The sequence below is a fragment of the Bradyrhizobium sp. 1(2017) genome (assembly GCF_011602485.2).
Lineage (GTDB): Bacteria > Pseudomonadota > Alphaproteobacteria > Rhizobiales > Xanthobacteraceae > Bradyrhizobium.
The window spans coordinates 4,616,988-4,642,370 of record NZ_CP050022.2 but is presented as its reverse complement, the minus strand read 5'-3'; the positions used below and the strand labels follow the sequence as shown (position 1 = coordinate 4,642,370).

Sequence of the window (25,383 nt, the reverse complement as noted above, 5' to 3'; positions counted from 1 at the left end):
CAAGACCGGAAATCACGGTATTGTCACGGGTAGCCGGCGACCCCCGATTAGCGAATTCTTGATAGTCGGGTGACAGCATGGTTGGCTACGATTGATCGGCTATGATCGCGGGGAATCGAGTGACCGCGATTCGCACGGGATGTAACGCGTAGGGTCTTTTTTGGTACGCAATTTGCTCTACTTAAGCTTCAAGCCGGCCATCGTGCCGGAATGGAGCGATCGAGCGGAACGGGATCGAACCGCGGACGGAGACATGAATGAGTAAGGTCGGCACGAGCGACTCCAAGAACACGCTATATTGCTCGTTCTGCGGCAAGAGCCAGCACGAAGTCCGCAAACTGATCGCGGGTCCCACGGTCTTCATCTGTGACGAGTGCGTCGAGCTCTGCATGGACATCATCCGCGAGGAGAACAAGTCCTCGCTGGTCAAGTCGCGCGACGGCATTCCGACGCCGAAGGAAATCTGCAAGGTCCTGGACGACTACGTGATCGGCCAGAGCCATGCGAAGAAGGTCCTGTCGGTCGCGGTGCACAACCACTACAAGCGCCTCAACCATCAGACCAAGCACAACGACGTCGAGCTCGCGAAGTCGAACATCCTGCTGATCGGTCCGACCGGCTCGGGCAAGACGCTGCTCGCGCAGACGCTCGCCCGCATCCTGGACGTGCCGTTCACGATGGCGGACGCAACCACGCTGACCGAAGCCGGCTATGTCGGCGAGGACGTCGAGAACATCATCCTGAAGCTGCTCCAGGCCGCCGATTACAATGTCGAGCGCGCCCAGCGCGGCATCGTCTACATCGACGAAATCGACAAGATCAGCCGCAAGTCCGACAATCCTTCGATCACGCGCGACGTGTCGGGTGAGGGCGTGCAGCAGGCGCTGCTCAAGATCATGGAAGGCACGGTGGCTTCGGTCCCGCCGCAGGGCGGCCGCAAGCATCCGCAGCAGGAGTTCCTGCAGGTGGATACCACCAACATCCTGTTCATCTGCGGCGGCGCCTTCGCCGGCCTCGAGAAGATCATCTCGGCGCGCGGACGGTCGACTTCGATCGGCTTCGGTGCCCAGGTGCTCGCACCGGAGGATCGCCGGACCGGCGAGATCTTCCGTCACGTCGAGCCGGAGGATCTCCTGAAGTACGGCCTCATCCCCGAATTCGTCGGCCGTCTGCCGGTCGTGGCGACGCTCGAGGATCTGGACGAGACCTCGCTGAAGAAGATCCTCACCGAGCCGAAGAACGCGCTGGTGAAACAGTACCAGCGGCTGTTCGAGATGGAGAACATCGAGCTGACCTTCGCCGACGAGGCGCTTGGCGCGGTCGCCCGCAAGGCGATCGAGCGCAAGACCGGCGCGCGCGGCCTGCGTTCGATCCTCGAGGCGATCCTGCTCGAGACCATGTTCGACCTGCCGGGCCTGGAAGGTGTGGAAGAGGTCGTCATTTCGCGGGAAGTCGTGGAAGGCACCGCGCGTCCGCTCTATATCTACGCCGATCGGTCCGATCGCGCGGTCGAGAACGCCAGCGCCTGATCGGCGCTGGAACGCTCCAATTGTCTCATCAAGTCGGGCTGCGGAAGTGTATCTCCGCAGCCGGTGTTGCGTCGCTTACCTGCGTGCGTAAGCGCCTGATGGCGCGCGTTTTTCAATGACTTGACACCCCCCGGGTCGATAGCCACCTAATGTCGGCGGCGAGCGAAAATTCTCTTCAAGATTCGCCTCAGTTCCGATCCGGCAAGCCGGTCCAAAGTGCAAACGGACCGACCGGTCCTGCGGATCACCTCGGCACCTTGTGGCGGTTGCGCATGATCAGCGGGCTGCGTGCGAGGGGGCAAAGCAAAAGGAAAAGGCCATGACTAATCCAAAACCCCGGCCAACCATCGTCCACGGCGAAACGCACGCCTATCCCGTGCTGCCGCTCCGCGACATCGTCGTCTTCCCGCACATGATCGTGCCGCTCTTCGTCGGCCGCGAGAAGTCGATCCGGGCGCTCGAAGAGGTGATGAAGAACGATGCGCTGATCATGCTCGCGACGCAGAAGAACGCGTCCGACGACGATCCGGCGCCCGATGCGATTTACGAGACCGGGACGCTTGCCAGCGTGCTCCAGCTCTTGAAGCTTCCCGACGGCACCGTGAAGGTGCTGGTCGAAGGGCTCGAGCGTGCGCGCGTGCAGAAATACACCGATCGCGCCGACTACTATGAGGCGACCGCCATTGCGCTGGCCGACACCGATGCGAAGTCGGTCGAGGCTGAGGCCCTGGCGCGCTCGGTCGTGTCCGACTTCGAGAGCTATGTGAAGCTCAACAAGAAGATCTCGGCCGAGGTCGTCGGCGTCGTGCAGGCGATCACCGATTTCGCCAAGCTCGCCGACACGGTTGCCTCGCATCTCGCCGTCAAGATCGCGGACCGCCAGGGCATCCTGGAGACGCTGTCCGTCACCACGCGCCTGGAGAAGGTGCTGGGCCTGATGGAGAGCGAGATTTCGGTGCTGCAGGTCGAGAAGCGCATCCGCTCGCGCGTCAAGCGCCAGATGGAGAAGACCCAGCGCGAGTATTATCTCAACGAGCAGATGAAGGCGATCCAGAAGGAACTCGGCGACGACGACGGTCGCGACGAGCTCGCCGATCTCGAAGAGAAGATCTCCAAGACCAAGCTCTCCAAGGAAGCGCGCGAGAAGGCGCAGCATGAATTGAAAAAGCTGCGCCAGATGTCGCCGATGTCCGCGGAAGCGACCGTCGTGCGCAACTATCTGGATTGGCTCCTGTCGATCCCGTGGAACAAGAAGTCCAAGGTGAAGAAGGATCTGGAATCGGCGCAGGCCATTCTGGACTCCGATCACTATGGGCTCGAGAAGGTCAAGGAACGCATCGTCGAGTATCTCGCGGTGCAGTCGCGCGCCAACAAGCTGACGGGCCCGATCCTGTGCCTCGTCGGGCCTCCCGGCGTCGGCAAGACCTCGCTCGGCAAGTCGATCGCGAAGGCGACGGGACGCGAATTCGTGCGCGTCTCGCTCGGTGGCGTGCGCGACGAGGCCGAGATCCGCGGTCACCGCCGCACCTATATCGGCTCGATGCCCGGCAAGATCATTCAGTCGATGCGCAAGGCGAAGTCGTCCAACCCGCTCTTCCTGCTGGACGAGATCGACAAGATGGGCGCCGATTTCCGCGGCGATCCGTCTTCGGCGCTGCTCGAGGTGCTCGACCCCGAGCAGAACGGCACGTTCAATGACCACTATCTCGAGGTCGACTACGATCTGTCCAACGTGATGTTCATCACGACCGCGAATACGCTCAATATTCCGGGACCGCTGATGGACCGCATGGAGATCATCCGGATCGCGGGCTACACCGAGAACGAGAAGGTCGAGATCTCGCGCAAGCATCTGATCCCGAACGCGGTGTCCAAGCATGGCCTGGACTCCAAGGAGTTCTCGATCGACGACGACGCGCTGCTGCTTCTGATCCGCCGCTACACCCGCGAAGCGGGCGTGCGTAATCTGGAGCGTGAGCTCTCCACACTCGCCCGCAAGGCGGTGAAGGAGCTGATGATCTCCAAGAAGAAGTCGGTCAAGGTCACCGAGAAGACTCTGGAAGAGCTGCTCGGCGTGCCGAAGTATCGCTTCGGCGAGATCGAGAGCGAGCCGCAGGTCGGCATCGTCACCGGCCTGGCCTGGACCGATGTCGGCGGCGAGCTGCTGACCATCGAAGGCGTCATGATGCCCGGCAAGGGCAAGATGACGGTCACGGGAAACTTGCGCGACGTGATGAAGGAATCGATCTCGGCGGCGGCGTCCTATGTCCGCTCGCGGGCGATCAATTACGGCATCGAGCCGCCGATGTTCGACCGCCGCGACATCCACGTGCACGTGCCGGAAGGCGCGACGCCGAAGGACGGTCCGTCGGCGGGCGTCGCCATGGCCACCGCGATCATCTCGGTCATGACCGGCATCCCGGTCCGCCACGATGTCGCGATGACCGGCGAGATCACGCTGCGCGGCCGCGTGCTGCCGATCGGTGGCCTCAAGGAGAAGCTGCTCGCCGCTGCCCGCGGTGGCATCAAGACGGTGCTGATCCCCGAGGACAACGCCAAGGATCTCACGGAGATTTCCGATGCGATCAAGGGCGGCATGGAGATCATCCCGGTCTCCCGTCTCGACGACGTCATCGCCAAGGCGCTGGTGAAGAAGCCCACACCGATCGTCTGGGAAGAGGACACCAAGGTGACGGTGAAGCCGGACGGCGACGAGGCTGGCGGCGGCCTGACCGCTCACTGATCTCAAGCGAAAGATGATAAAACGGCGCCTTCGGGCGCCGTTTTTGTTTGGGGGAAGGGACGAGAGCAATGCAGATCGACGGGCAATGCCATTGCGGCAAGATCACGTTCGAAGCCGAGATCGATCCGGAGGCAGTCTCGGTGTGTCACTGCACCGATTGCCAGACGCTGACCGGCTCGCCGTTCCGGGTGACCGTGATCTGTATCGCGGCCGACGTCCGCCTGACCGCCGGCACGCCCAGGATCTATGGCAAGCGTGGCGACAACGGCCGGACGCGCTTCCAGCACTTCTGCGCCGACTGCGGTTCCCCGCTGTTCACGAGCGGCGAGGGCGACCAGCCCGATGACTGGGGGATCCGTTGGGGCAGCATCCGCCAGCGCGACAAGTTGCGGCCTGTGAGGCAGGTCTGGTGCCAGTCCGCGGCGGTGTGGATCGACGCCGTGCCGCTGCTGCCGGGGAGACCCCAAGATTGAGAAGGGAACGACGTTCCGCGCTTGCCCGTTTGGGGCCTGTGAGGCTAAAGAGGCGGCGAGGGGCGGTTAGCTCAGCTGGTTAGAGCATCTCGTTTACACCGAGAGGGTCCGCGGTTCGAATCCGTGACCGCCCACCAGCCTGCGCTCGCGCAGCGAGGCGGGCTGCCACGCCGGGGCCGACGGGCGAAGGAGGCCCTTTCGCCCGGTATCTGACGCCCCAAAAAGACCCGTACCGGGTCCAAAATTGCCTTTCTTCGGCCATCGTTTCGGACGCACGGCAAACCACCGTTCCAGTTCCCTTAAATTGCGTGGAGTATCGCCGTGATGAGTGATCTTCGCACGAAATTGGAAAGGTACGAGTCCAAGGCTGCCCACTGCATGAAGGCAGCTCAGGAGGCGAGCGACGAAGCCGGAGGGGCTTTTTACGAGGAGCTCGCCCACTACTATGACGAGCTGGCAACGGACTTCCGCCGGGTCCTTGCAAAGCGAACTGGGGCCTCGCTGGCAGCCGAGTGAATTTGCGCAGCGCATCGGGGTAGCGCTGCTCGGCCGTCAAAGTCCTCTCACCGTACGTCAACCCGTGACGCCGTGCAATGCGGCGAGAGGGGAGGCTTGTCTCACCGACAGGTGGACAGAGGAACCGTGGTTGACGGGTTGACGGCGTTTTTGCATCGGGTCTTCCGACTGAGCTGCCGGGCGAGCGCGCGCGACGTCGGCCGCGGTTCGGGCGCAACCACCGTTGCGTTCGCGAAGGCGGTGGCGCCTCGGCTTAGCGCTCCGGACACGAGGGGCCCTGCAACGGGCTCGCTACAGGGCACTCCTCTTTCGTCGTCATCGGACCGAGGAGGCGACGTGCTTCCGCCTCGACCTGGATACTGTCAGGCCGTCTTGGTGAACATCGTCAGGATACCGTCGGCGATGTTGATCGCGACGACCTGCGACGAACTCAAGCCCTTGGCCTTGAGTGCGGAGGCTGCCTGAGGTGTGGCGTCGATGGTTTGGCGGAGTGACTGTATGTCTTGATCGCTCGTCTGCGCCACGATCTCATCGACCTTCGCCCGCACCGTCGGCTGCAATTCCTTGATGTCAACAACCTGAATGCTCCGGATCACCGTGCTGGACTTGGCGGACGGGGACTCTGCGCCGGGTTGCGACGATGCTCCCTGTGCCTGCACGAGAGCCGGCGTTCCCAGGGAGAGAGCTGCAATTATGACGGATGCCGTGAAGCTGCGCATGGTCATGCCTTTTCCAGTTTGAGGAGGGGCGATACCTATCGACGAAATCTGGTTGGGGTCTGATTCCGATATGGCCGTTCAGTGAAACCAATGCGGCTGCAATGCGCGCACGTGAGACGCGCCAGGCCGGTTCCGGTGATGTTCCGGTCAAGCACCGGTCGCCCCGTCGACGAGGTTGCCGAACCCAGTCTTTCCAATTCAGAGAGTGGACTGGATTTTCCGGGTGGGCGATAGGTGTCGCCTTGACCTGAATGACAGGGCCCCCCGATGGAACAGCCTAGCGGACACGAGCAAAACGCCGACCAGATCGCCTATTGGAACGGACCGAGCGGGCAGCGCTGGGCCGATCGCCATGCGGCGCAGGAGAATCTGCTCGGGCCCATTGCCGACGTGCTGATCGACCGTGCCAAGCCCAGGCCGGGCGAGCGCGTCCTCGATGTCGGCTGCGGCTCGGGCGCGACGACGTTCGCGTTCGCAAGAGCGGTCGCGCCGGATGGCTTTGCGCTCGGGCTCGACGTCTCCGAGCCGATGCTGTCGCAGGCGCGTGCGCTGGCGCCGAAAGGCCTGCCGCTCGATTTCGTGCTGGCGGATGCGACGGTTCATCCGTTCGAGCCGGCGAGCTTCGATCTCCTGGCCTCGCGCTTCGGCGTGATGTTCTTCGCCGACCCGGTCGCGTCCTTCACCAATCTTCGCCGCGCGCTGAAGCCGACCGGACGGCTCGCCTTCGTCTGCTGGCGCGAGCCGAAGGAGAATCCGTGGATGATGGCGCCGCTGATGGCGGTCTACAAGCACGTGCCCAAGATGCCGCCGGTGGGGCCCGAAGAGCCGGGCCCCTTTGCCTTCGCTTCGGAAGAGCGCGTGACGCGCATCCTGAAAGGTGCGGGCTTCGTCGATGTTGTGATCGAGCCGCACACTCTTCCCATGGACATCGCCATCGGCGGCGGTCTCGACGCCGCCGTCGATGGCTCGCTGCAGATCGGTCCGGCCAGCCGCGCGCTTCAGGGGCATCCGCCGGAGACGTATGCGGCCGCAAAAGCCTCGGTCCGCGAGATGCTGGCGCCGTTCCTGAAGGGGCAGAGCGTGGCGCTGCAGGGTGCGATCTGGATCGTCACGGCGAAGGCGGCGTAGGCGAAGCAGCTTCCTCAACCGTCATTGCGAGGAGCACTTGCGACGAAGCAATCCAGACCGCTTTCGCGTCGGCAGACTGGATTGCTTCGCTGCGCTCGCAATGACGCTGTGCAGAAGCAATGCGTCACACCACATCGTCCGGCGCCAGCGCGCAGCCATTGTCCGGATGCGTCTCCACCTGAAGCGTGGTGTGGCCGATGCGAAAGGATGCCTTGAGCATCTGCGCCGTCTCCATCAGGAACGCATCGCCGGTTCCGGCGGGCATCACGAGGTGGCAGGTCAGCGCCGTCTCGGTGGTCGAGATCGGCCAGACGTGGAGATCGTGGATCCCTGAGACGCCCGGCCGCGCCAGCAGGAACGCCCTGATCGCGGCGAGGTCGGTGCCCTTGGGCGCGGCGGCCATCGACATGTCGATGGACCCGCGCAGAAGGCTGGTCGTGCTCCACAGGATGATGGCGCAGATCACGAGACTGGTGACGGGGTCGAGCCAGAGCCAGCCAGTCCAGATGATCAGCGCCGCCGAGACCACGACGCCGAGCGAGACCGCGGCGTCGGCGGCCATGTGCAGATAAGCGCCTTCGATGTTGATGTCGTCCTTGCGTCCGCCGGCGAACAGCAGGGCGGTGAAACCGTTGATGAGGATGCCGATGCCGGCAACCACCATCACGGTAATGCCTGCGACCGGTTCGGGCTGTTGCAGGCGCAGGATCGCCTCCCAGCCGATGGCGCCGGTCGCGACCAGCAGGAACACCGCGTTCGCCAGCGCGGCCAGGATGGTGGAGGCGCGAAAACCGTAGGTGAAGCGGCCGCTCGGCGCGCGCCTTGCCGCGATCGATGCACCCCAGGCCACGACCAGGCCGAGCACGTCGGACAGGTTGTGGCCGGCGTCCGCGAGCAGCGCGGTGGAGTTGCCGAGATAGCCATAGACCGCTTCGGCCACGACCAGCGCGATGTTGAGCGAAATGCCGATCGCGAACGCCTTGCCGAAATTGGCGGGCGCATGGACATGCGCATGGCCGTGGCCATGAGCATGGTCGTGGCCATGACCATGATGATGCGCGTGGCCCGCATGATCATGGTGATGGTGACCGTGATGGTCGTGGCTGCCCAATTCTAGCGCCCCGCGGATGCTGCCAAATCAGGTGCCATTGTAGGCGTTTCGTTTGCCGCGTCACGGCGGAACAGCACGTAGAGCGCCGGCAGCACCAGGAGCGTCAGCACGGTCGAGGAGATGATGCCCCCGATCACCACGGTCGCGAGCGGCCGCTGCACCTCGGCACCGGCGCCGGTGGCGAGCGCCATTGGAACGAAGCCGAGGGAGGCGACGAGGGCCGTCATCAGCACGGGGCGCAGCCGCGTCAGTGCGCCCTCGCGCACGGCTTCCACGACGGACCGCCCTTCGCTGCGCAGCCGCTCGATGAACGCGATGATCACGAGCCCGTTGAGCACGGCGACGCCCGACAGCGCGATGAAGCCGACGCCGGCGCTGATCGACAAGGGAATGTCCCGCAGCATCAGCGCCGCAACGCCGCCGGTCAGCGCCAGCGGCACGCCGGAGAACACCAGCGCCGCATCCGCCACCGATCCCATCCCCATGAACAGCAGCAGGAACACCAGGAGCAGCGCCACCGGCACCACGATCATCAGCCGCTTGGTCGCGGAGACCAATTGCTCGAACTGTCCGCCCCAGCCGATCCAGTAGCCGGGCGGCAGCTTGACCTTCTCGGCCACCGCCGCCTCGGCGTCAGTGACGAAGGAGCCGAGATCGCGGGCGCGGACATTGGCGGTGACGACGATGCGCCGCTTGCCGTTCTCGCGGCTGATCTGGTTGGGCCCGGGCGTCGCGTCGACGGTCGCGACCGACGACAGCGGCACATAGCGCATCTGGGTGAGGGGGGAGGCGGCCAGCGCTGTTCGAACGGCCGTGCCGGAGCCGGTCTCCTCACCGGGCGGCAGCGGAATCGGGATGGCCCGGATCGCCTCGAGATTGCCGCGCAGATGCTCGGGCAGGCGGACCACGATCTCGAAGCGGCGGTCACCCTCGAACAGCTTGCCGGCGGACTTGCCGCCGACCGCAATCTCGACGATGCCCTGCACCTCGGCGACGCTGAGGCCGTAGCGCGCAAGTGCCTGCCGGTCGAGGCGCACCGTCAGGATCGGCAGGCCCGCGACCTGCTCGATCTTGACGTCGTTCGCGCCGCGGATGCCGCGGATCGCGGCCTCCACCTGTTTCGCGGCGCCTTGCAGGATGTCGAGATCGTCGCCGAAGATCTTGACGCCGACGTCGGTGCGCACGCCGGAGATCAGCTCGTTGACACGGAACTGGATCGGCTGGGAGATTTCATAGGCGCTGCCGGGAATCTCGTCCGCGGCATGCTCGATGGCTTCGATCACCTCGGATTTCGGCTTGTCCGGGTCGGGCCATTCGGAGCGCGGCTTCAGCATGATGTAGCCGTCGGTCTGCGCCGGCGACATCGGGTCGGTCGCGATCTCCGCGGTGCCGATGCGGGTGAAGAACTCCTTCACTTCAGGGATCTGATTGATGCGCTTCTCCAGCGCCTTCTGCAGGTCCAGCGATTGGGTGAGGCTGGTGCCGGGGATGCGGATGGAGGCCAATGCGACGTCGCCTTCGTCCAAGCTCGGAATGAACTCGCCGCCCATGCGCGCGGCGGCGATGCCGCTCGCGACCACGATGACGACGGCCATGATGGCGACCGCGGCGCGATTGTCGATGGCAAAACGGAGCAGGGGGAGATAGGCGCGCTTGGCCCCCCGCATGAACAGGTTCTCGTGTTCCGACACCTTGCCGGTGACGAAGATGGCAACGGCCGCCGGTACGAAAGTGATGGAGAGCAGCGCGGCCGCGCCGAGCGCCATCAGAACGGTCAAGGCCATCGGCGTGAACATCTTGCCTTCGACGCCGGTCAGCGTCAGCACCGGCAGGTAGACCACGGCGATGATCAGCGTGCCGAACAGGCTCGGCTTGATGACGTCGCTCGACCCGCGCAGGATCGTGCGCAGCCGCTCCGAGGTCGTCAGCAGCCCGCCTTTCTCGCGCTGGGCCGCGGCCAGCATGCGCAGGCAGTTCTCGACGATGATGACGGCGCCGTCGACGATGATGCCGAAGTCGATCGCGCCGAGACTCATCAGGTTGGCGCTGACCCTGGTCTCGACCATGCCGGTGATGGTCATGGCCATCGACAGGGGTATGACGCAGGCCGTGACCAGTGCGGCGCGGATGTTTCCGAGGATCAGGAACAGCACGGCCACGACCAGCGCCGCGCCTTCCAGCAGGTTGTTCCGGACCGTGCGGATGGTGGCTTCGACCAGGTCGGTGCGGTCGTAGACGGTCCGCGTCACGACGCCCTCGGGCAGCGATTTGGCGATGTCCTCGAGACGGGCAGCGACGCGGCGGGCCACGGTCCGGCTGTTCTCGCCGATCAGCAACATGGCGGTGCCGAGCACGGTCTCCTCGCCGTTCCAAGTCGCCGCGCCCGTGCGCAAATCGCGGCCTTCCTTCACCGTCGCGACATCCCTGATCCTGACGGGATTGCCGCCGCGCGAGCCGATGACGACGTCCTGGATCTCGCTGATATTGCCGACCTGGCCGGGGGAGCGAACCAGGTATTGCTCGCCGTTGCGCTCGATATAGCCGGCGCCGACATTGGCGTTGTTGGCGGCGAGCGCCGTCATGACGTCGCGAAAGCCGAGCCGGTAGGCCATCAGCTTGCCGGGATCCGGCAGCACGTGGAATTGCCGCTCGAAGCCGCCGATGGTGTTGACCTCGATCACCCCCGGCACGTTGCGGAGCTGCGGCCGGATGATCCAGTCCTGCACGGTGCGCAGATCGGTCAGCGAATAGTCGTGGCCAGATTGCGTCTTGGCGCCGGCCTTGGCCTCGACGGTGTACATGAAGATTTCGCCGAGCCCGGTCGAGACCGGGCCCATCGCGACCTCGACGCCGGCCGGAAGCTGGTCCTTCACCTGCTGGATGCGTTCGCCGACGAGCTGGCGGGCAAAGTAGATGTCGGTGCTGTCCTTGAAGACGACCGTCACCTGGCTGAGGCCATAGCGCGACAGCGAGCGCGTGTAGTCGAGTTTGGGCAGGCCGCCCATCGCGGTCTCGACCGGGAAGGTAATGCGCTGCTCGGTCTCGAGCGGCGAATAGCCGGGCGCGCGGGTGTTGATCTGGACCTGGACGTTGGTGATGTCAGGCACGGCGTCGATGGGAAGGCGCTGGAAATTCCAGGCGCCGAAGGCGAGGGCGCCGAGCGCGAGGACGAGGACCAGCCAGCGCTGATGCAGCGAGGCGGCGATGAGGCGCTCAATCATGCTCGGCCTCGCCCTTGCCCATCTCCGCCTTCACGACGAAGCTGTTCTCCGCGACGTAATGTTCGCCGGCCGCAAGGCCGGCCTTGATCTCGACGAACCTCGGATCGGAATCCCCAGTTTCCACCGGGCGCGCCTCGATCTTGTCGCCGTCCTCTCGCACGAACACGATGGTCCTGTTTTCCAGGGTCTGGATCGCGCTGCGGCGCACGGCGACCGCGACGTCGCGCGCGGCGAGGATCAGCCGCGCCGTGACGAACAGGCCGGGACGCAGGCGTCCGTCCGGGTTCGGCAGCACCACGCGCGCCAGCGCGGTCTGGGTCTCGCTCGAGCCGATCGGCGCCATGTAGGAGATCGTGCCCTTGATCTCGCCGCGGCCGTCGTCGGGATCGATCAACACCTCGTCGTTGAGACGGACGCGCCGCAGATCCTGCCGGTAGATCGACAGATCGACCCAGATGGTGGAGAGGTCGGCGACGACGAAGGCCGGCTTCTGCTCGGAGGCATATTCGCCGAGCGAGATCTGCCGCTCGATGATCGTGCCCGCGATCGGCGCCTTGAGCTCGTAGACGGTGAGGCTCTGGTTGCTCTCGATGGCGGCCAGCAAATCGTCCTTGCCGACCTTGTCGCCGATCCGCTTCAGGATCGATTTGGCGATGCCGGGAAAGCGCGGCGTCACCTGCACCACGGCCTCCTGGTTGGCGCGCAAGATGCCGTTGAAGGCGAGCGTGTCGGTCAGTGTCGCGCTTGCGGCCTCCGCGAGCGTGACGCCCGCCGCCGCCAGCTTGACGTCGGAGATGCGGATTCGGTCGGCGCCATGCTCGTCCTGCTCGACATGGTCGTTCGACTTCTTATGCCCGGAATGCTCCGTCTGCTCGGTGTGCGCGAGCTTGCCCGGCGCGAGCAGGGAATAGCCGTAGGCGCCGAGTGCGGCGGCAATGACGGCCACGACGATGGTGGAGGACGTCTTCATCGCGCGCTCTCCCGGGCCAGCGCAAAGGGATTGCCGACGAGGCCTTCGATGATGGCCACGCCGGCATGGAAATTCTGCAGCGCCTCCTGCTCGCGCAGCCGCGCCTGGCTGACGCTCGCCTGGGCGTCGAGCACTTCGAGCAGGGTGAATCGGCCCTGGCCGTAGCCCTGCGAGATCGCCTCGGACGCTTCAACGGCCTTGGGGATCGCAACCTCGCGCAGCACGGCAAGCTCGCGCAGCGAGCCCTGGATGGTGTCATAGGCCCGGCCGGCGATCACGATCAGCGTGTTGCGGTTGGCCTCGCGCTCGGCCCTGGTCTTGGCGAGGCTTTCCTGCGCGGAGAGGATGTTGCCCTGGTTCTGGTCGAACACGGGGATCGGCACCGAGACGGTCAGGCGGGCGGCATCGTCATTTGTTTCGTTGAAATGCCGCCAGCCGGCCGCGATCCGCACATCCGGATAGGGCTTGACCCGCGCCAGCAGCAGCTCGGCGTTGCGCTGGGCGTAGACCGCGGTCCAGCGCACCAATTGCGGATTGGCATCGATGGCGGCGACGACCGACTGGAATGTCGGCGGCCGGCCGGTGGTATCGAGCCGGCCGGAGACCTCGCCGAATTTCGCCGCGGGATCTCCCATCAGCACCGCAAGCTCGCGCCGGGCGCTGGCCAGCGTCGCCTTGAGACGCTCGCGGTCGGCCTTCACCAGCGCGGAGGCGACCTCGGCGCGGCCGGTCTCGGCCGGCGAGGAGGCGCCGGCCTCGACGCGGCGGCGGAGCAGCGGCGTCAGCTGGTCGATCGCAGCGATCTGCTCGTCGAGGATCTGGATGCGTCGCTGCGCGCCGAGCACGCTGAGGAAGGCGATCGCGGTCTCCGACAGCACCTCCAGCCTGACGGCCTTGCGCTGGATTGCGGCGACTTCGATGCCGGCTTGCCTCGCCGCGACCCTTGCGTCGCGTTTGCCGAACAGCTCGAAGGCCTGGCTGATCTGGAGCGTGGTTTCGGCCGATCGCGTCCCGCGATATCTGCCGGAGCCGAACGAATCGTCCTGTTCGTAGGACAGTTCCGGATTGAACAGAGCGCCCGCCTGGATGCGCTGGCCGGTGGCGATGCCGACGTCGCGCTCCGCCGCCGTCAGGCGCGGGCTCGCGGCCAGCGCGCGCGTGAGCGCGCTCCGCATCGTCAACGTCTGGGCGTGGGATTGCTGCGTCAGCCAGGGGCTGACGAAAATCGCCATCGCGCACGCGATGCGCGCGGCAGTCCGTCTGCAAGACATAGAGGTGACCTGAGAACAAATAGCATCGGGGGCGCGAAAGGCGCCCGGCTGATCAGTTCAGGTCAGATGTTTGGGGGGTGGGGAGTCGGTGTCCGGCGCAATGCCGATCAGCGCAGGCGCACGCTGCGGGATCGGTGCGGCAACGATGTCGGCGGCAGCTCCGGCCAGCAGGGGCTGAGCGACCGCGACCGAGAAGCAGCCATGGCAATGATGCCCGCCGATTGCCTTGTGGTCGCTGTGACCCGTGGAGCCGTCGAGGACCGCAGCGATCTCCGAGCCACCGCCGGGCGTGGTGACGTCGATGTCGTGCAAGCCATGCAATGCGCCCGCGAGCAGATAGACGACCGCGATCAGCACAGACAGCAGCCCACGCCAACTGCGCGGGCGGCAAATTCCTGAGGGCTGGCGGTTCGCAGGCACGAAGTCACTCTGGTTGCGGTCTGTGCCCGGCCTAGCATGCAGGCAGGAACAGTGTCGACCCGCAACATTGTTACGTCCCTGGAACAATTGCCGCAGTAGCGCCGCGATCGCCTCTCACTGGCGGACGATGACGCGCGGGTGGAAGGTGGAGGTCTCGGCGGCCGGGTGGACCGGCTCCGGAACAGGAGAGGCCTCGTCAGCCTCCATAGTCGTGGCGGCGCGACGGCTCGCCTCCATCGCGCGCTCAAGCCATTTGATGGCTTCATCGATCCATTGGTCGTGGTGCTCGGGATCGGCGAGGGCCTTCTCCCGGAATGCATTCGCCTGATCCAGGCACGCCGTTCTGCGATCCACGCGCCTCTCCCGTCTGGAGGTCCGGCCCCGATCGCATCTTTGATGATCCCGACCCTGGCGTCGTTAACATGGGATAGGAACAGGCGAGGCGTTGCAGACGCAGAAAGGCCCCAGCCGGGGACCGGCTGGGGCCTCTTGTGCTCACAATCTTCATCCTTGGGACTCGAGCAGACAATGCGCACCTCGCCGGTTCGTTCCCCGGTCGGTGCCGAATTAGGAACGTTCCTCTTTCCTTCTGATTACCGACAAGAGGTATCTGAGGAGGAAGGACCATGGACGGATTGATTTATCTCATCGGCTTGATCGTCGTGATCATGGCGATCCTGTCGTTCTTCGGCCTGCGCTGAGGCAACGGCAATGGCTATTGAAACGCTCATGCGGGAAGAGGTCATGGAGAGCGGCGTCGTGGCCGTTGAGGATCGCCGAACCATCCAGTGGAGCTCGGTCTTCGCGGGCGCACTTGCGGCGGGCGCGATGTCGTTCATCCTGATCGGCTTTGGTGTCGCGGTCGGCCTGGGTGTCAGTTCGGCCTCGCCAACCTGGCGCGATGCATCGGCAGCGCTGGCGCTGCTCTCAGGGGTCTATCTGATCATTCAGGCGATCATCAGTTTCGGCTTCGGCGGCTACATCGCCGGCCGGACCACCCGGCCGGCGCCCGCGCATTCAACGATCGAGGACGATGGCGAGCGGCGGGACGGGCTGCACGGTCTGACTGCCTGGGCACTGGCCGTGCTGGCCGGCGCAGCTCTGCTCGCGCTACTCGGCGCTGCTGCGATCGACCGTTCGCCGATGCGCAGCTCGGCGAGCACTACGTCCGCGGCCGAGCCATTGCTGAGCTATGAGCTCGACAAGCTGTTCCGTGCACCTCGCCGCGCGCCGAACATCGACCTGAGGGAAGCCCGCGCCGAAGCCGGGCGTGTCCTGATGACGTCCTCCAGCCACAGCGGCGTCAGCGCCGATGACCGGACCTATCTCGTGCAACAGGTCGCCGCGGTGACGGGACTGGCGGCGCCCGACGCCGAACGGCGTGTCGATGCGCTGATCGCGGATTCGAAGACGGCCATCAACCGTGCGCGGCGCAACTCGATCATCGTGGCGTTCTCGGTCGCAGCCGCGACCCTGATCGGCGCCGCAGTGGCCTGGGCTGCAGCCGTCGCCGGCGGACGGCATCGCGATGGAGAGCCGTTGCCGAACTGGATGGCGAGCTCGAACCGCTTTCATCGCAGCCCGCGTGCGATGCCGGTACCGTAACTGGCCGGGCGCAAGCCCGGCCAATTCGTCTCTGCAAGAGCTTCAGGCCTTTTCTTCCCAGATCATCGCAAGGTGCACGATGGTCTGCACGGCCTTTTCCATGTCCTGCCGGCTGACCCATTCGAGCCGGGAATGAAACGCGTGCTCGCCGGCGAAGATGTTGGGGCAGGGCAGGCCCATGAAGGACAGGCGCGAGCCGTCGGTGCCGCCGCGGATCGCGGTGCGCATCGGCCGCAGGCCGGCGCGGCGGATCGCCTCGATGGCGTATTCGAGGACATGCGGGTGACGGTCGATCACCTGCTTCATGTTGCGATACTGCTCGCGCACCTCGAACTTGTAGGTCGAGCGCGGATAGTCCTTCATCACATCCTTGACGATGGTCTCGAGCAGGACCTCCTTGTCCTTCAGCCCTTCCTCGGTGAAGTCGCGCACGATGAAGGAGAGCGTCGCCTGTTCCAGAGCGCCTTCGATGCCGACCGGGTGCAGGAAGCCCTGCTTGCCCGAGGTCGTCTCCGGCGAGCAGCCTTCCTTCGGCAGACGCTCGACGATGGCGGCGGCGATCTTGATCGCGTGCTCCATCTTGCCCTTGGCGTAGCCGGGATGGGCGCTGACGCCGTTGATGGTGATGGTGGCCCCGTCGGCGGAGAAGGTCTCGTCCTCGACGCAGCCCGCGCTCTCGCCGTCCATGGTGTAGCCGAAATCGGCGCCGAGCTTGTTCAGGTCCACATTGTCGACGCCGCGGCCGATCTCTTCGTCCGGCGTGAACAGGATCTTGATGGTGCCGTGCTTCACATCGGGATTGTTGATGAAGAAATGCGCGGCATCCATGATCTCGGCGACGCCGGCCTTGTTGTCGGCCCCCAGCAGCGTGGTGCCGTCGGTGGTGATGATGTCGTTGCCGATCTGGTTCTTCAGCGCGGGGTGCTCATTGAAGCGGATCACCTGGCTGGCGTCGCCGGGCAAGGTGATATCGCCGCCGCGATAGTTCTTCAGAACTTGCGGCTTCACGCCCTTGCCGGTGACGTCGGGCGAGGTGTCCATGTGCGAGCAGAAGCAGATCACCGGCACCTTCTTGTCGGTGTTGGCCGGGATGGTGCCATAGACGTAGCCGTAGTCGTCGAGATGGGCGTCCTCGACGCCCATGGCTTTCAGCTCGGCGGCGAGCACGCGGCCGAGATCCTTCTGCTTCGCGGTCGAAGGCGAGCTCGGGGATTCCGGATCGGACTGGGTGTCGATCGTGACGTAGCGCAGGAAGCGTTCGGTCACGGTGTGCGAGAAGGTGAGGGAGGACATTTCTGGTCAAACCGCCGGGTCTTTGGGGAAGCAGGCGGTATATCAGAAAAGCGGGCCGTGATGGGGCCGCAACGGTGCGGATCAGGCTTAACGAAACGTCACTGCTAGATCGCCTCTTTGAGTTCCTTGACGGGGCGGAACGCAACCTTCTTGCTGGCCTTGATGTGGATCGCCTCGCCGGTCGCGGGATTGCGGCCGGTGCGGGCGGCGCGCTTGCGAACCTGGAGGATGCCGAGGCCGACGATCCGGACGCGGTCGCCTTTCTTCAGGTGCTTGGTGATCAGCTCGACCATGTCGGTCAAAACCGCCTCGGCGCGCTTTTTCGACAGGTCCTGGCTCTCCGCGATGTCAGCGGCGAGGTGCTTGAGCGTGATGGTGGCGGGAGCGGCTGCCTTTTTCGCCGAATCCTTCTTGGCCGAATCCTTCTTCGCCATGTCTGGCCTCCTGATCCAATGACAGGGGATCCCCGGAAAAGCCGTGAAATGTGAGGGGGATCCTCTAGGTCCTTGGAGGCGTAGACGATTCGGGCGCGGGCTGACCATGCCCCGGTCCTGGTGGCCGCCTGAAACAGCAGGCACAGCCTCGAAAGGGATCGGGAAATTCGGGTTAAGACTTTGAAGAGATTGTAAAAAGGGCGCGAGAGACGGGCTCGAACCCGCGGCCTCCGGCGTGACAGGCCAAAGGCTTCGCCAATCGGAACAAGGCTTGTCCCAACTTCGGCATGGCCGATAGACGCCCCGCAAAGCTCTCGAAGTTGGAACGGTCGTTCAGCGTGACGATGGCCGGAGCTGAGCGCGCCAGCCATCAAAGCACCTCGGCGCGCCCATCAGGCGAACGATGATTTCGCTGCTGCAAGTGAGGCAGTGGCTACATATGCAGTCGACGTAGCAGGAACTCGTAGAACTTCGGGTTGCTGGCTCGGGCAACGTTGATGCGGATAGCTCTTGCGAGCGGGCTGTTCTTGTCCAGGCAAAACAAGCTGCCCGGCGCGATGAATATGCCTTCTTGCGCGCCAGCTCGCGCGAGAGCCATGTCGTCCACGCCCTTCGGAAGCAGGAGATAGACATAATATCCAGCCTTGGTGTTGGAATAAATTCGGTGACCCCCGCTCAGAAGATCGGCCTGAACCTGGGTTGCCGCTGCTTCGGTCCGTTGCCACAGTCGCTTCAAATGTCTGTCGTAGTGCCCATCCACGAGCAGGCGATGGAGAAGTCGCTCGACATGTCCGGAGCTGTTGACGGTGGTGAGCATCTTGAGCTCGGCGAGTGTCGCGATGCGGTCGCCGCGAGCTGCAATGAAACCGGACCGCAGGCTGGCCGACAAGGTTTTCGAGAATGTTCCGATCGATATGACGTTGTTGAGCTGATCGAGCGTCGCCAACCTGTTGGCGGCGCTCATCGGAAGATCGGCGAACGGGTCGTCTTCGACGATCACAAGGTTGAAATGCGTCGCGACCTTGAGCACGGCGTGCGCGACGGGAAGAGTGATCGAGCCGCCTGTCGGATTGTGGCCCAGCGACTGCGTGAAGAACAGCTTTGGGCGCTCTGTCTGGATCTTGGCCACGAGGTCGTCGACATCAGGCCCGTCTGGCATGCGTCGGACACCCACGATCCGCACCTGTGCCAGCGTGAGTTTTGCAAATAGCGGATAATAGCCGGGCTCGTCGACGAGAACGGTATCTCCCGGTGACAACATAGCTCGAATCACCAGATCGAGCGCATGGTTCGCTCCGAACGTCAGCAGCAGATTGTCTTCCTTGATTGCCACCTGCTGGGTTTGCAAGCGTAACGCGATCTGCTGCCTGAGCGGAAGGAAACCCAGCGCGGACCCGTAGGCGTCGGCATCGGGCGGCAGCATCCGGCCATTGCTGCTGAGGTAACGCTTGATCTCCGAGTGCTCGGTCCACGACGCTGGCGGCCGTCCATCGCCGACGCGGATCTCGAAATTTTGTGAAAGCTGGGCGCTCAGCAGCGAGGCGATGTCGACGGCCTCCGAAACATGTCTCGGCCTGCCGCTGTCGTCGCCACGATAGGTGATGACGAAGCCGGAGCCAGCTTTGGCAGCGATGAGATGGTCGAGAACCAGCCGGTCATAGGCCTCGACCACGGTGTTCTTGGAAACGCCGAACTCTGCCGCGGCCTTTCTGATCGAGGGTAGGCGGCTGCCGTCAGGCATAGCGCCGGACAGGATTTGCGTGCGCAGTCGGTTGGCGAGCGAGCCGGCGAGTGTCGCTCCACGATCACGTTGAACAGGCGCTAACGCCACACAGTGCCTCCGGTGGGTACGGTGTAAGACAGTCATTCGGAGGTGTACCCAGGCGCGACAGTAATCAGATGTCGTTCGGCCGTCCAATGGCCGGTTGACCGCCGTAAGCGCTTCGACGGACCTGCCAGACCAGACGGATTGTTGGGCGGCCGGCCGCGCAGTCTTTCCATTAAGCGTGGGTACAGTTGCGGACACTATTTTCGAATTGTCCCTTTTGACCGCAGTGTCATGCTGCCTAACCTCGCGCCAACCGAGAAATTCTTTGTGGGAGGCGCGGCAATGGCCGGACCCGAGGCGGGCAATCAACCCCGGAACATCAACTCGCGTTTGGAGAACCTGCGCAACCTCTCGCCTGCGCAGCGCATGGGGCGTGTGGCTGAAGCTGCGGCGCTCGGCGAGGTCGAGCGCAAGGCTTTCGGTGCAGGCACACTGCCGGCCGAACTCGCCAATGGCATGATCGAGAACGTGATCGGCACGTTCGAATTGCCCGTCGGCATCGCCACCAATTTCACCGTGAACGGCCGCGACTATCTGGTTCCGATGGCGATCGAGGAGCCCTCGGTCGTCGCCGCCGCGTCATACATGGCGCGCATCGTCCGCAAATGCGGCGGCTTCCACACCTCCAGCACCGGACCGATCATGCGGGCGCAGGTGCAGGTGCTGGGTGTCACCGACGTTCACGGCGCCCGTGCGCGGGTGTTGAAGGAGCGTTCGGGGATCATCGAGGCCGCCAACGCGAAGGACAAGGTGCTGATCTCGCTCGGCGGCGGTTGCCGCGACATCGAGGTCCACATTTTCGAGGAGACGCCGGTTGGCCCGATGCTGGCCGTGCATCTCATCGTCGACGTGCGCGACGCGATGGGCGCCAACACCGTCAACACGATGGCGGAGACAGTCGCGCCGATCGTCGAGCGGATCACCGGCGGCACCGTGCGCCTGCGCATTCTCTCGAACTACGCGGATCTGCGTATTGCCCGCGCCATGGTGTCGGTGACGCCGGACGCGCTCAGCACCGAGCAATACAGCGGCGAGCGCGTTGCGCGCGGTATCGTCGAGGCCTGCGCCTTTGCGATCGTCGATCCCTATCGCGCCGCGACCCACAACAAGGGCATCATGAACGGGGTCGACCCCGTCGTTGTCGCGACCGGTAATGACTGGCGCGCGATCGAGGCGGGCGCCCATGTCTGGGCGTCCAGGTCCGGCCGCTATACCTCGCTCTCCAATTGGGAGCTCGACGGAAACGGCAATCTCGTCGGCACGCTTGAAATGCCGATGGCGCTCGGCCTCGTCGGCGGCGCCACCAAGACACATCCCGCGGCGCGTGCCGCGCTGAAGATCTTGAACGTGCAGAGCGCGCAGGAGCTGGCCGAGGTCACCGTGGCCGTCGGGCTCGCGCAGAACATGGGAGCGCTCCGAGCCCTCGCGACCGAAGGCATTCAGAAGGGGCACATGGCTCTCCATGCTCGGAACATCGCGATCGTCGCAGGGGCGGCCGGCGACGAGATCGAGAAGGTTGCTGCCGCGCTCGCTGCCGATCACGATGTGCGCGTCGACCGCGCCAAGGAGGTTTTGGAGAAGCTGCGTTCGTGAGGCGTCGACGACTGCATGACGTGCAGGCATTTCGCCGCCTCGACGTGCGGGTTCGAAAATGTATCTTCGGTGCTCACACCCCGTAAGCTGAATCGCGTGCCATGCCGGTGGGCGTCCGCGGGGGATGGGAGGATGATGTGAACAAAGAACAAAGCGCGGGCGGAATGGCCGTGCGCAGCGGCGCTCTCAGGAACGTGGTGGTTCTCGACATCACGCGCGTCGTTGCAGGTCCGTTCTGCTCGATGCTGCTGGCCGATCTCGGCGCCACCGTGATCAAGGTCGAGCATCCCGGGGATCCCGACTACGCCAGGACCTTCCCGCCCTTCGTCGGCGACGAGCAGCTCAGCGCCTTTTTCACGCAGTTCAACCGCAACAAGCAAGGCATCACACTCAACCTCAAATCCGAGGACGGCAAGGCGCTGCTGAAGAAGCTGGTCCGCAAGGCCGACATCCTCGTCGAGAATTTCCGCCCCGGCACCATGGACAAGCTCGGCCTCGGCTACGAGGTGCTGCGCGCGGAGAATCCAAAACTCATTTACACCGCCATCAGCGGCTTCGGTCGCACCGGGCCCAACTCGTCCAAGCCGGCCTACGACAATACCGGGCAGGCGGCAGGCGGACTGTGGTCGATGAACGGCTATGCCGAGATGCCGCCGGTCCGCGTCGGCACCATCATTGGCGATCTCGCCGCCTCGCTCTATGCCGCCATCGGAACGCTGGCGGCCCTGCGCCAGGCCGAGACGTCAGGCGTTGGCCAGGTGGTCGACGTCTCGCAGCAGGATTCCGTGCTGACCCTCACCGAGAACGCGGTGGTTCGCTACACCGCCGAGAAGGACGTTGCCTCGCCGCTCGGTAACGACCATCCGTTCGTGCGGCCCTACGGGCAGTTTCCCTGCAAGGATGGCTACGTCTTCTTCGGCGGCTACACCGACAAGTTCTGGGCGATTACCTGCGCGCTGTTCGGTGAGCCCGAGCGCGCCAAGGACCCTGAGATCGACACGATGGAGAAGCGGTTCGATCGCGTCGTCGCCGAGACCAAGGTGAACCCGCTGCTGGAGCGCTGGTTCAGCCGCTACACCAAGACCGAGCTCGAGGAGATGGCGGGCGACAAGATCCCGCTCAGCGCGATCAAGACCATCGCCGAAGTGGTCGAGGATCCCCATATCGCCGCGCGCAACATGATCGTCAACGTTCCCGTCGCCGGCAAGCTGATCGGGATGTTTGGCCAGCCAATCAAGCTGTCGGCTGCGGAAGTGACGTCGTTCGAGAAGGCGCCGCTGCCCGGTGAGCACAACGCGGATGTTCTCGCGCGCTTCGCGGACGTGACGCCGGACGAGCTGGCGCGTCTCAAGGCCTCGGGAGCGATCTGATGTCGATCGATTTCACCAGGGACGGCCACATCGCCACGGTCCGCATCAACCGGCCGGACAAGCTGAACGCGCTGACCCTCGCCATGTATGACGATCTCGGCCGCGTCTTCTTCGAGATCAAGGACGACGACGGAATTCGCGCGGTCGTGCTGACCGGCGCGGGGGACCGCGCGTTCTGCGTCGGCGCCGATCTCACGGAGTCCATTCCGGCGCTGGCGTCCGACAGGTTCGACATCTCCGAGTGGGATCCGGCACACATCAAGTTTCCGGGCTTCTTCAAGCCGGTCGTCAGCGCCGTCCGCGGCATGTGCATGGGCGGCGGCTTCGAGATCATGCTGGCGACGGACATTCGCATCGCCGCGCACGATGCCGTGTTCCAGCTACCCGAGCCGAAGCACGGCTTCGTGCCGGCCGGCGGTACGCTGGTGCGCCTGGTCCGGCAGATCGGCTATGCCCATGCCATGGAGATCATGCTGACGGCGCAGCGCTTCTCGGCCGAGGACATGCGGGCGAAGGGCGTCGTCAACCACGTCGTCGAGCCTGAGAAGGTCGAGCCGCTGGCGCACGAGTTCGCCGCAAAGATCGCGGCGCTGAGCCCGGTCGCGATCCAGACCATCAAGGAAGCCGCGCTCACGCTGCAGGATCTGCCGCTGACCGAGGCGTTCCGGATCGAAGCCGGGCTCGGCCAGCGCACCTTCACCAGCGAGGACGCCAAGCGGGGTCTTGCCGCATTCGCGAAGAGATCGAGCGGAAAGTGACGTCGCGGCCCTCGCTGGCCGCGCGCAACGACAAGAAGACTTCATTTCAAAAGGGGGTAGGGCTATGAGACGATCCCAATCTGGTCTGCGTTATATGGCGAGCACTGCTGCCGCCGGCTTGTTGCTTTGCGCGGCTCCCGCCGCCGCACAAACCGAAAAGGTGTCGGACGGCGTGGTCCGCATCGGTGTGATCGAGGACATGTCGGGCGTCTATGCCGACATCACGGGAAAGGGCGCGGTCGCGGCCGCGCAGATGGCGATCGACGAGTTCGGCGGCAAGGTGCTCGGCATGCCGATCGAGCTCGTATCGGCGGATCACCAGAACAAGCCCGACATCGCCGCGAGCGCTGCGCGCAAATGGTTCGACACCGAAAAGGTCGACGCCATTCTCGACGTTGCGTCCTCCTCGCCCGCGCTTGCCGTGCTCGAGATCGCCAAGGAAAAGAAGAAGATCCTCACGCTGAGCTCGCCGGGCTCGACGCGGATCACCAACGAGGTTTGCGGTCCCTATGTGGTGCACTGGGCTTACGACACCTTTGCGATCGCCAACAGCACGGGCAAGGCGCTGGTCGGCCAGGGTTTTGACAGCTGGTACTTCGTGACGGCGGACTATGCGTTCGGGCAAGGGCTCGAGAAGGACACCGGCGAGGTCGTCACGACCCTCGGCGGAAAAGTTCTCGGCAGTACGAAGCATCCGGTCGGCACCGCCGATTTCGCATCGGTCCTCCTGACGGCGCAGGGCTCCAAGGCGAAGGTCGTCGCGCTCGCCAATGCCGGCGGCGACACCATCAATTCGATCAAGCAGGCGGCGGAGTTCGGCCTGACCTCAGGCGGCCAGAAGCTCGCGGCGCTCGCCGGCTTCATCAACGACGTTCACGGTCTCGGGCTGAAGGAAGCCAAGGGACTGACGATCACCGAGGCGTCGTATTGGGACATGAACGACGACACGCGGAGCTGGTCGAAGCGATTCTACGCGACGCTGAACGCCATGCCGAACATGCTCCAGACCGGCACCTATTCATCGGTCCTGCACTATCTGAAGGCGGTGCAGGCTGCAGGCACCGACCGGACCGAAGATGTCATGCAGAAGATGCGGGAGCTGCCGGTCAACGACGTCTTCTACAAGAACGGCAAGATCCGTGAGGACGGCCGCATGGTCCATGACATGTATCTGTTCGAGGTGAAAAAGCCGGAAGAATCCAAGGCACCCTGGGATTACTACAAGCTGCTCGCCACCATCCCTGCCGATCAGGCTTTCCAGCCCTTGTCCCGGTCGCGGTGTTCCCTGGTAAAGAAGTAGCACAGAAGTATACCTGTCGTTGTCCACTCCGGTGTCGCGACCGGAGCGGCCGTATGCAGGTCGGAAGAGCGCGCGCCGGGAATTCGGCGCGCGGACGTCCGTAAAGCGTCGGCCTAGCGCAACACGACTTCCTGATCTGTCCAACGCAGATAATGTCGCGGTGCTGCGCCGAGCTCGCGCTTGAACATGGCGGCGAAAGCGCTCGGGCTGTCGTAGCCCACATCCAGCGCGACGCATGTAACGGGTTCACCCGCGCCCAGGCGCGCCAAGGCCTCCAAAAGCCGCACCCGCTGTCGCCACACCGAAAAGCTATGGCCGGTCTCGCGGCGGAATAGCCGCGTCAGCGTTCGTCGGCTGAGGCTGCATTTGTCGGCCCAATCGTCGAGCGTGAGGTCCGAGGAGGGATCGCCGAGCACCGCCTTGCAGATTGCCGCAAGCCGAGGATCCGGCGGGACCTGCACGTGCAGCGACACCTCCGGCATGCGCGCGATCTCGGCTAGCAGCAGTTCGACGAGCTTGCCGTCGCGTCCATTCTGGTCGTAGGTCTGCGGCATGCACACAGCCTCGTCCATCAGCGCTTCGACCAGCGATGAGGCGCGGATCAGCCGGCACACGTCCGGCGCCTCGCGCTGGCGATTTGGCGTGACATAAATCGACTGCGCTTCGACCTCGCCCCAAGCGCGTGACTGGTGCACGACGCCGGCCGGAATCCACAGGCCATGCCCGGGCGGCACCACGAAATGGCCGCGCTCGGTCATCATGGCGGTTACGCCGGTGATCTGCAGGATGAACTGGTCGCGCCGATGCGCGTGCCGCGTGCTGGTGCTGTCGTTCGGATAGGTTGCGGTCATCGCGGCGACCGGCCGCGCGACGGTCTGAAGATGTCCGGCATAGTTTGCGGCCGCTGCGGGGCCCACCTGTTTGCTGCAGGTGCGCAATTCGCCAGTGACATCTCGCCGCGTTACGACTTTCACGGGTCGTGAACTCCCTGATCAGGTCCTCTTCGCAAGGCTCTTATGCATCTTCCGGGCCAGCGTGGCCCGATCGCGATGATCATTGTCCCCGATCAGGTAGCGCGGGACAGGGGGTTTGGCAACAATG

At 64.5% G+C, this 25,383-nt stretch carries 21 protein-coding genes and 1 tRNA gene; 11 read left to right on the top strand and 11 right to left on the bottom strand.

The window, feature by feature from the left end:
* Positions 1-257 precede the first annotated feature (257 nt).
* From clpX to HAP40_RS21970, 5 genes are all read left to right on the top strand, one after another.
* Complete coding sequence (clpX, locus tag HAP40_RS21990; protein ID WP_008547851.1) at positions 258-1,529, top strand: ATP-dependent Clp protease ATP-binding subunit ClpX; 1,272 nt, start codon at positions 258-260, stop codon at positions 1,527-1,529.
* Between the two features lie 319 nt (positions 1,530-1,848).
* A complete protein-coding gene (gene lon, locus HAP40_RS21985) occupies positions 1,849-4,272 on the top strand; it encodes an endopeptidase La (protein ID WP_166815744.1) in 2,424 nt (807 codons plus the stop codon).
* A 68-nt stretch (positions 4,273-4,340) separates the two neighbouring features.
* Entirely contained in the window at positions 4,341-4,745 is a 405-nt protein-coding gene (locus tag HAP40_RS21980; protein WP_166815745.1) for a GFA family protein, read from the top strand.
* 60 nt (positions 4,746-4,805) lie between these two features.
* Positions 4,806-4,882, top strand: a tRNA-Val gene (locus HAP40_RS21975).
* A 241-nt stretch (positions 4,883-5,123) separates the two neighbouring features.
* A complete protein-coding gene (locus HAP40_RS21970; RefSeq protein WP_166815746.1) occupies positions 5,124-5,261 on the top strand; it encodes a hypothetical protein in 138 nt (45 codons plus the stop codon).
* 362 nt (positions 5,262-5,623) lie between these two features.
* On the opposite strand, the gene HAP40_RS21965 is transcribed toward HAP40_RS21970, so the two are convergent.
* Positions 5,624-5,986, bottom strand: a complete 363-nt coding sequence (locus HAP40_RS21965) for a hypothetical protein (RefSeq protein ID WP_166815747.1) — start codon at positions 5,984-5,986, stop codon at positions 5,624-5,626.
* A gap of 261 nt (positions 5,987-6,247) precedes the next feature.
* Between HAP40_RS21965 and HAP40_RS21960 the strand changes: the two genes are divergently transcribed.
* Positions 6,248-7,108 (top strand): class I SAM-dependent methyltransferase, encoded by an 861-nt coding sequence (locus tag HAP40_RS21960; RefSeq protein WP_166815748.1) that lies wholly within the window; start codon positions 6,248-6,250, stop codon positions 7,106-7,108.
* A gap of 124 nt (positions 7,109-7,232) precedes the next feature.
* Here the strand turns inward: HAP40_RS21960 and HAP40_RS21955 are convergent, their stop codons facing one another.
* From HAP40_RS21955 to HAP40_RS21930, 6 genes are all read right to left on the bottom strand, one after another.
* Entirely contained in the window at positions 7,233-8,219 is a 987-nt protein-coding gene (locus HAP40_RS21955; RefSeq protein ID WP_166815749.1) for a cation diffusion facilitator family transporter, read from the bottom strand.
* 2 nt (positions 8,220-8,221) lie between these two features.
* Complete coding sequence (locus tag HAP40_RS21950; protein ID WP_166815750.1) at positions 8,222-11,440, bottom strand: efflux RND transporter permease subunit; 3,219 nt, start codon at positions 11,438-11,440, stop codon at positions 8,222-8,224.
* Positions 11,433-12,410 carry a divalent metal ion exporter adaptor subunit IhpB gene (gene ihpB / locus HAP40_RS21945; protein ID WP_166815751.1) on the bottom strand — a complete coding sequence of 326 codons (978 nt, stop codon included), beginning with the start codon at positions 12,408-12,410 and terminating at the stop codon, positions 11,433-11,435. The genes HAP40_RS21950 and ihpB overlap by 8 nt, the downstream gene beginning before the upstream one ends.
* Positions 12,407-13,681 carry a divalent metal ion exporter subunit IhpA gene (gene ihpA / locus HAP40_RS21940; RefSeq protein ID WP_166815752.1) on the bottom strand — a complete coding sequence of 425 codons (1,275 nt, stop codon included), beginning with the start codon at positions 13,679-13,681 and terminating at the stop codon, positions 12,407-12,409. Before ihpA ends, ihpB begins: the two co-directional genes overlap by 4 nt.
* 57 nt (positions 13,682-13,738) lie before the next feature.
* Entirely contained in the window at positions 13,739-14,101 is a 363-nt protein-coding gene (locus tag HAP40_RS21935) for a hypothetical protein (RefSeq protein ID WP_166815753.1), read from the bottom strand.
* Between the two features lie 114 nt (positions 14,102-14,215).
* Positions 14,216-14,455, bottom strand: a complete 240-nt coding sequence (locus HAP40_RS21930) for a hypothetical protein (protein ID WP_166815754.1) — start codon at positions 14,453-14,455, stop codon at positions 14,216-14,218.
* A 357-nt stretch (positions 14,456-14,812) separates the two neighbouring features.
* Here HAP40_RS21930 and HAP40_RS21925 point away from each other — a divergent pair, with 357 nt between their 5' ends.
* The gene (locus tag HAP40_RS21925) at positions 14,813-15,706 is read left to right on the top strand and encodes a hypothetical protein (RefSeq protein ID WP_166815755.1); all 894 of its coding nucleotides are present in this window, start codon (positions 14,813-14,815) and stop codon (positions 15,704-15,706) included.
* A 42-nt stretch (positions 15,707-15,748) separates the two neighbouring features.
* Here HAP40_RS21925 and pepT read toward each other — a convergent pair whose 3' ends face one another.
* From pepT to HAP40_RS21910, 3 genes are all read right to left on the bottom strand, one after another.
* Positions 15,749-16,999: a peptidase T gene (pepT, locus tag HAP40_RS21920; protein ID WP_166815756.1), complete on the bottom strand. Its 1,251-nt coding sequence runs from the start codon at positions 16,997-16,999 to the stop codon at positions 15,749-15,751.
* A 104-nt stretch (positions 17,000-17,103) separates the two neighbouring features.
* Positions 17,104-17,433 (bottom strand): HU family DNA-binding protein, encoded by a 330-nt coding sequence (locus tag HAP40_RS21915; protein WP_166815757.1) that lies wholly within the window; start codon positions 17,431-17,433, stop codon positions 17,104-17,106.
* 433 nt (positions 17,434-17,866) lie between these two features.
* Entirely contained in the window at positions 17,867-19,264 is a 1,398-nt protein-coding gene (locus tag HAP40_RS21910; RefSeq protein WP_246741340.1) for a PLP-dependent aminotransferase family protein, read from the bottom strand.
* A 279-nt stretch (positions 19,265-19,543) separates the two neighbouring features.
* On the opposite strand from HAP40_RS21910, the gene HAP40_RS21905 reads away from it, so the two are divergent.
* From HAP40_RS21905 to HAP40_RS21890, 4 genes are all read left to right on the top strand, one after another.
* Positions 19,544-20,854, top strand: coding sequence for a hydroxymethylglutaryl-CoA reductase, degradative (locus tag HAP40_RS21905; RefSeq protein ID WP_166815759.1), 1,311 nt, complete (start codon positions 19,544-19,546; stop codon positions 20,852-20,854).
* 137 nt (positions 20,855-20,991) lie between these two features.
* Complete coding sequence (locus HAP40_RS21900; RefSeq protein WP_246741341.1) at positions 20,992-22,224, top strand: CaiB/BaiF CoA transferase family protein; 1,233 nt, start codon at positions 20,992-20,994, stop codon at positions 22,222-22,224.
* Entirely contained in the window at positions 22,224-22,982 is a 759-nt protein-coding gene (locus tag HAP40_RS21895) for an enoyl-CoA hydratase/isomerase family protein (protein WP_166815760.1), read from the top strand. The genes HAP40_RS21900 and HAP40_RS21895 overlap by 1 nt, the downstream gene beginning before the upstream one ends.
* A gap of 94 nt (positions 22,983-23,076) precedes the next feature.
* Positions 23,077-24,282 (top strand): ABC transporter substrate-binding protein, encoded by a 1,206-nt coding sequence (locus tag HAP40_RS21890; protein WP_208024903.1) that lies wholly within the window; start codon positions 23,077-23,079, stop codon positions 24,280-24,282.
* A gap of 113 nt (positions 24,283-24,395) precedes the next feature.
* Here HAP40_RS21890 and HAP40_RS21885 read toward each other — a convergent pair whose 3' ends face one another.
* Positions 24,396-25,256: an AraC family transcriptional regulator gene (locus HAP40_RS21885; protein ID WP_166815762.1), complete on the bottom strand. Its 861-nt coding sequence runs from the start codon at positions 25,254-25,256 to the stop codon at positions 24,396-24,398.
* Positions 25,257-25,383 lie beyond the last annotated feature (127 nt).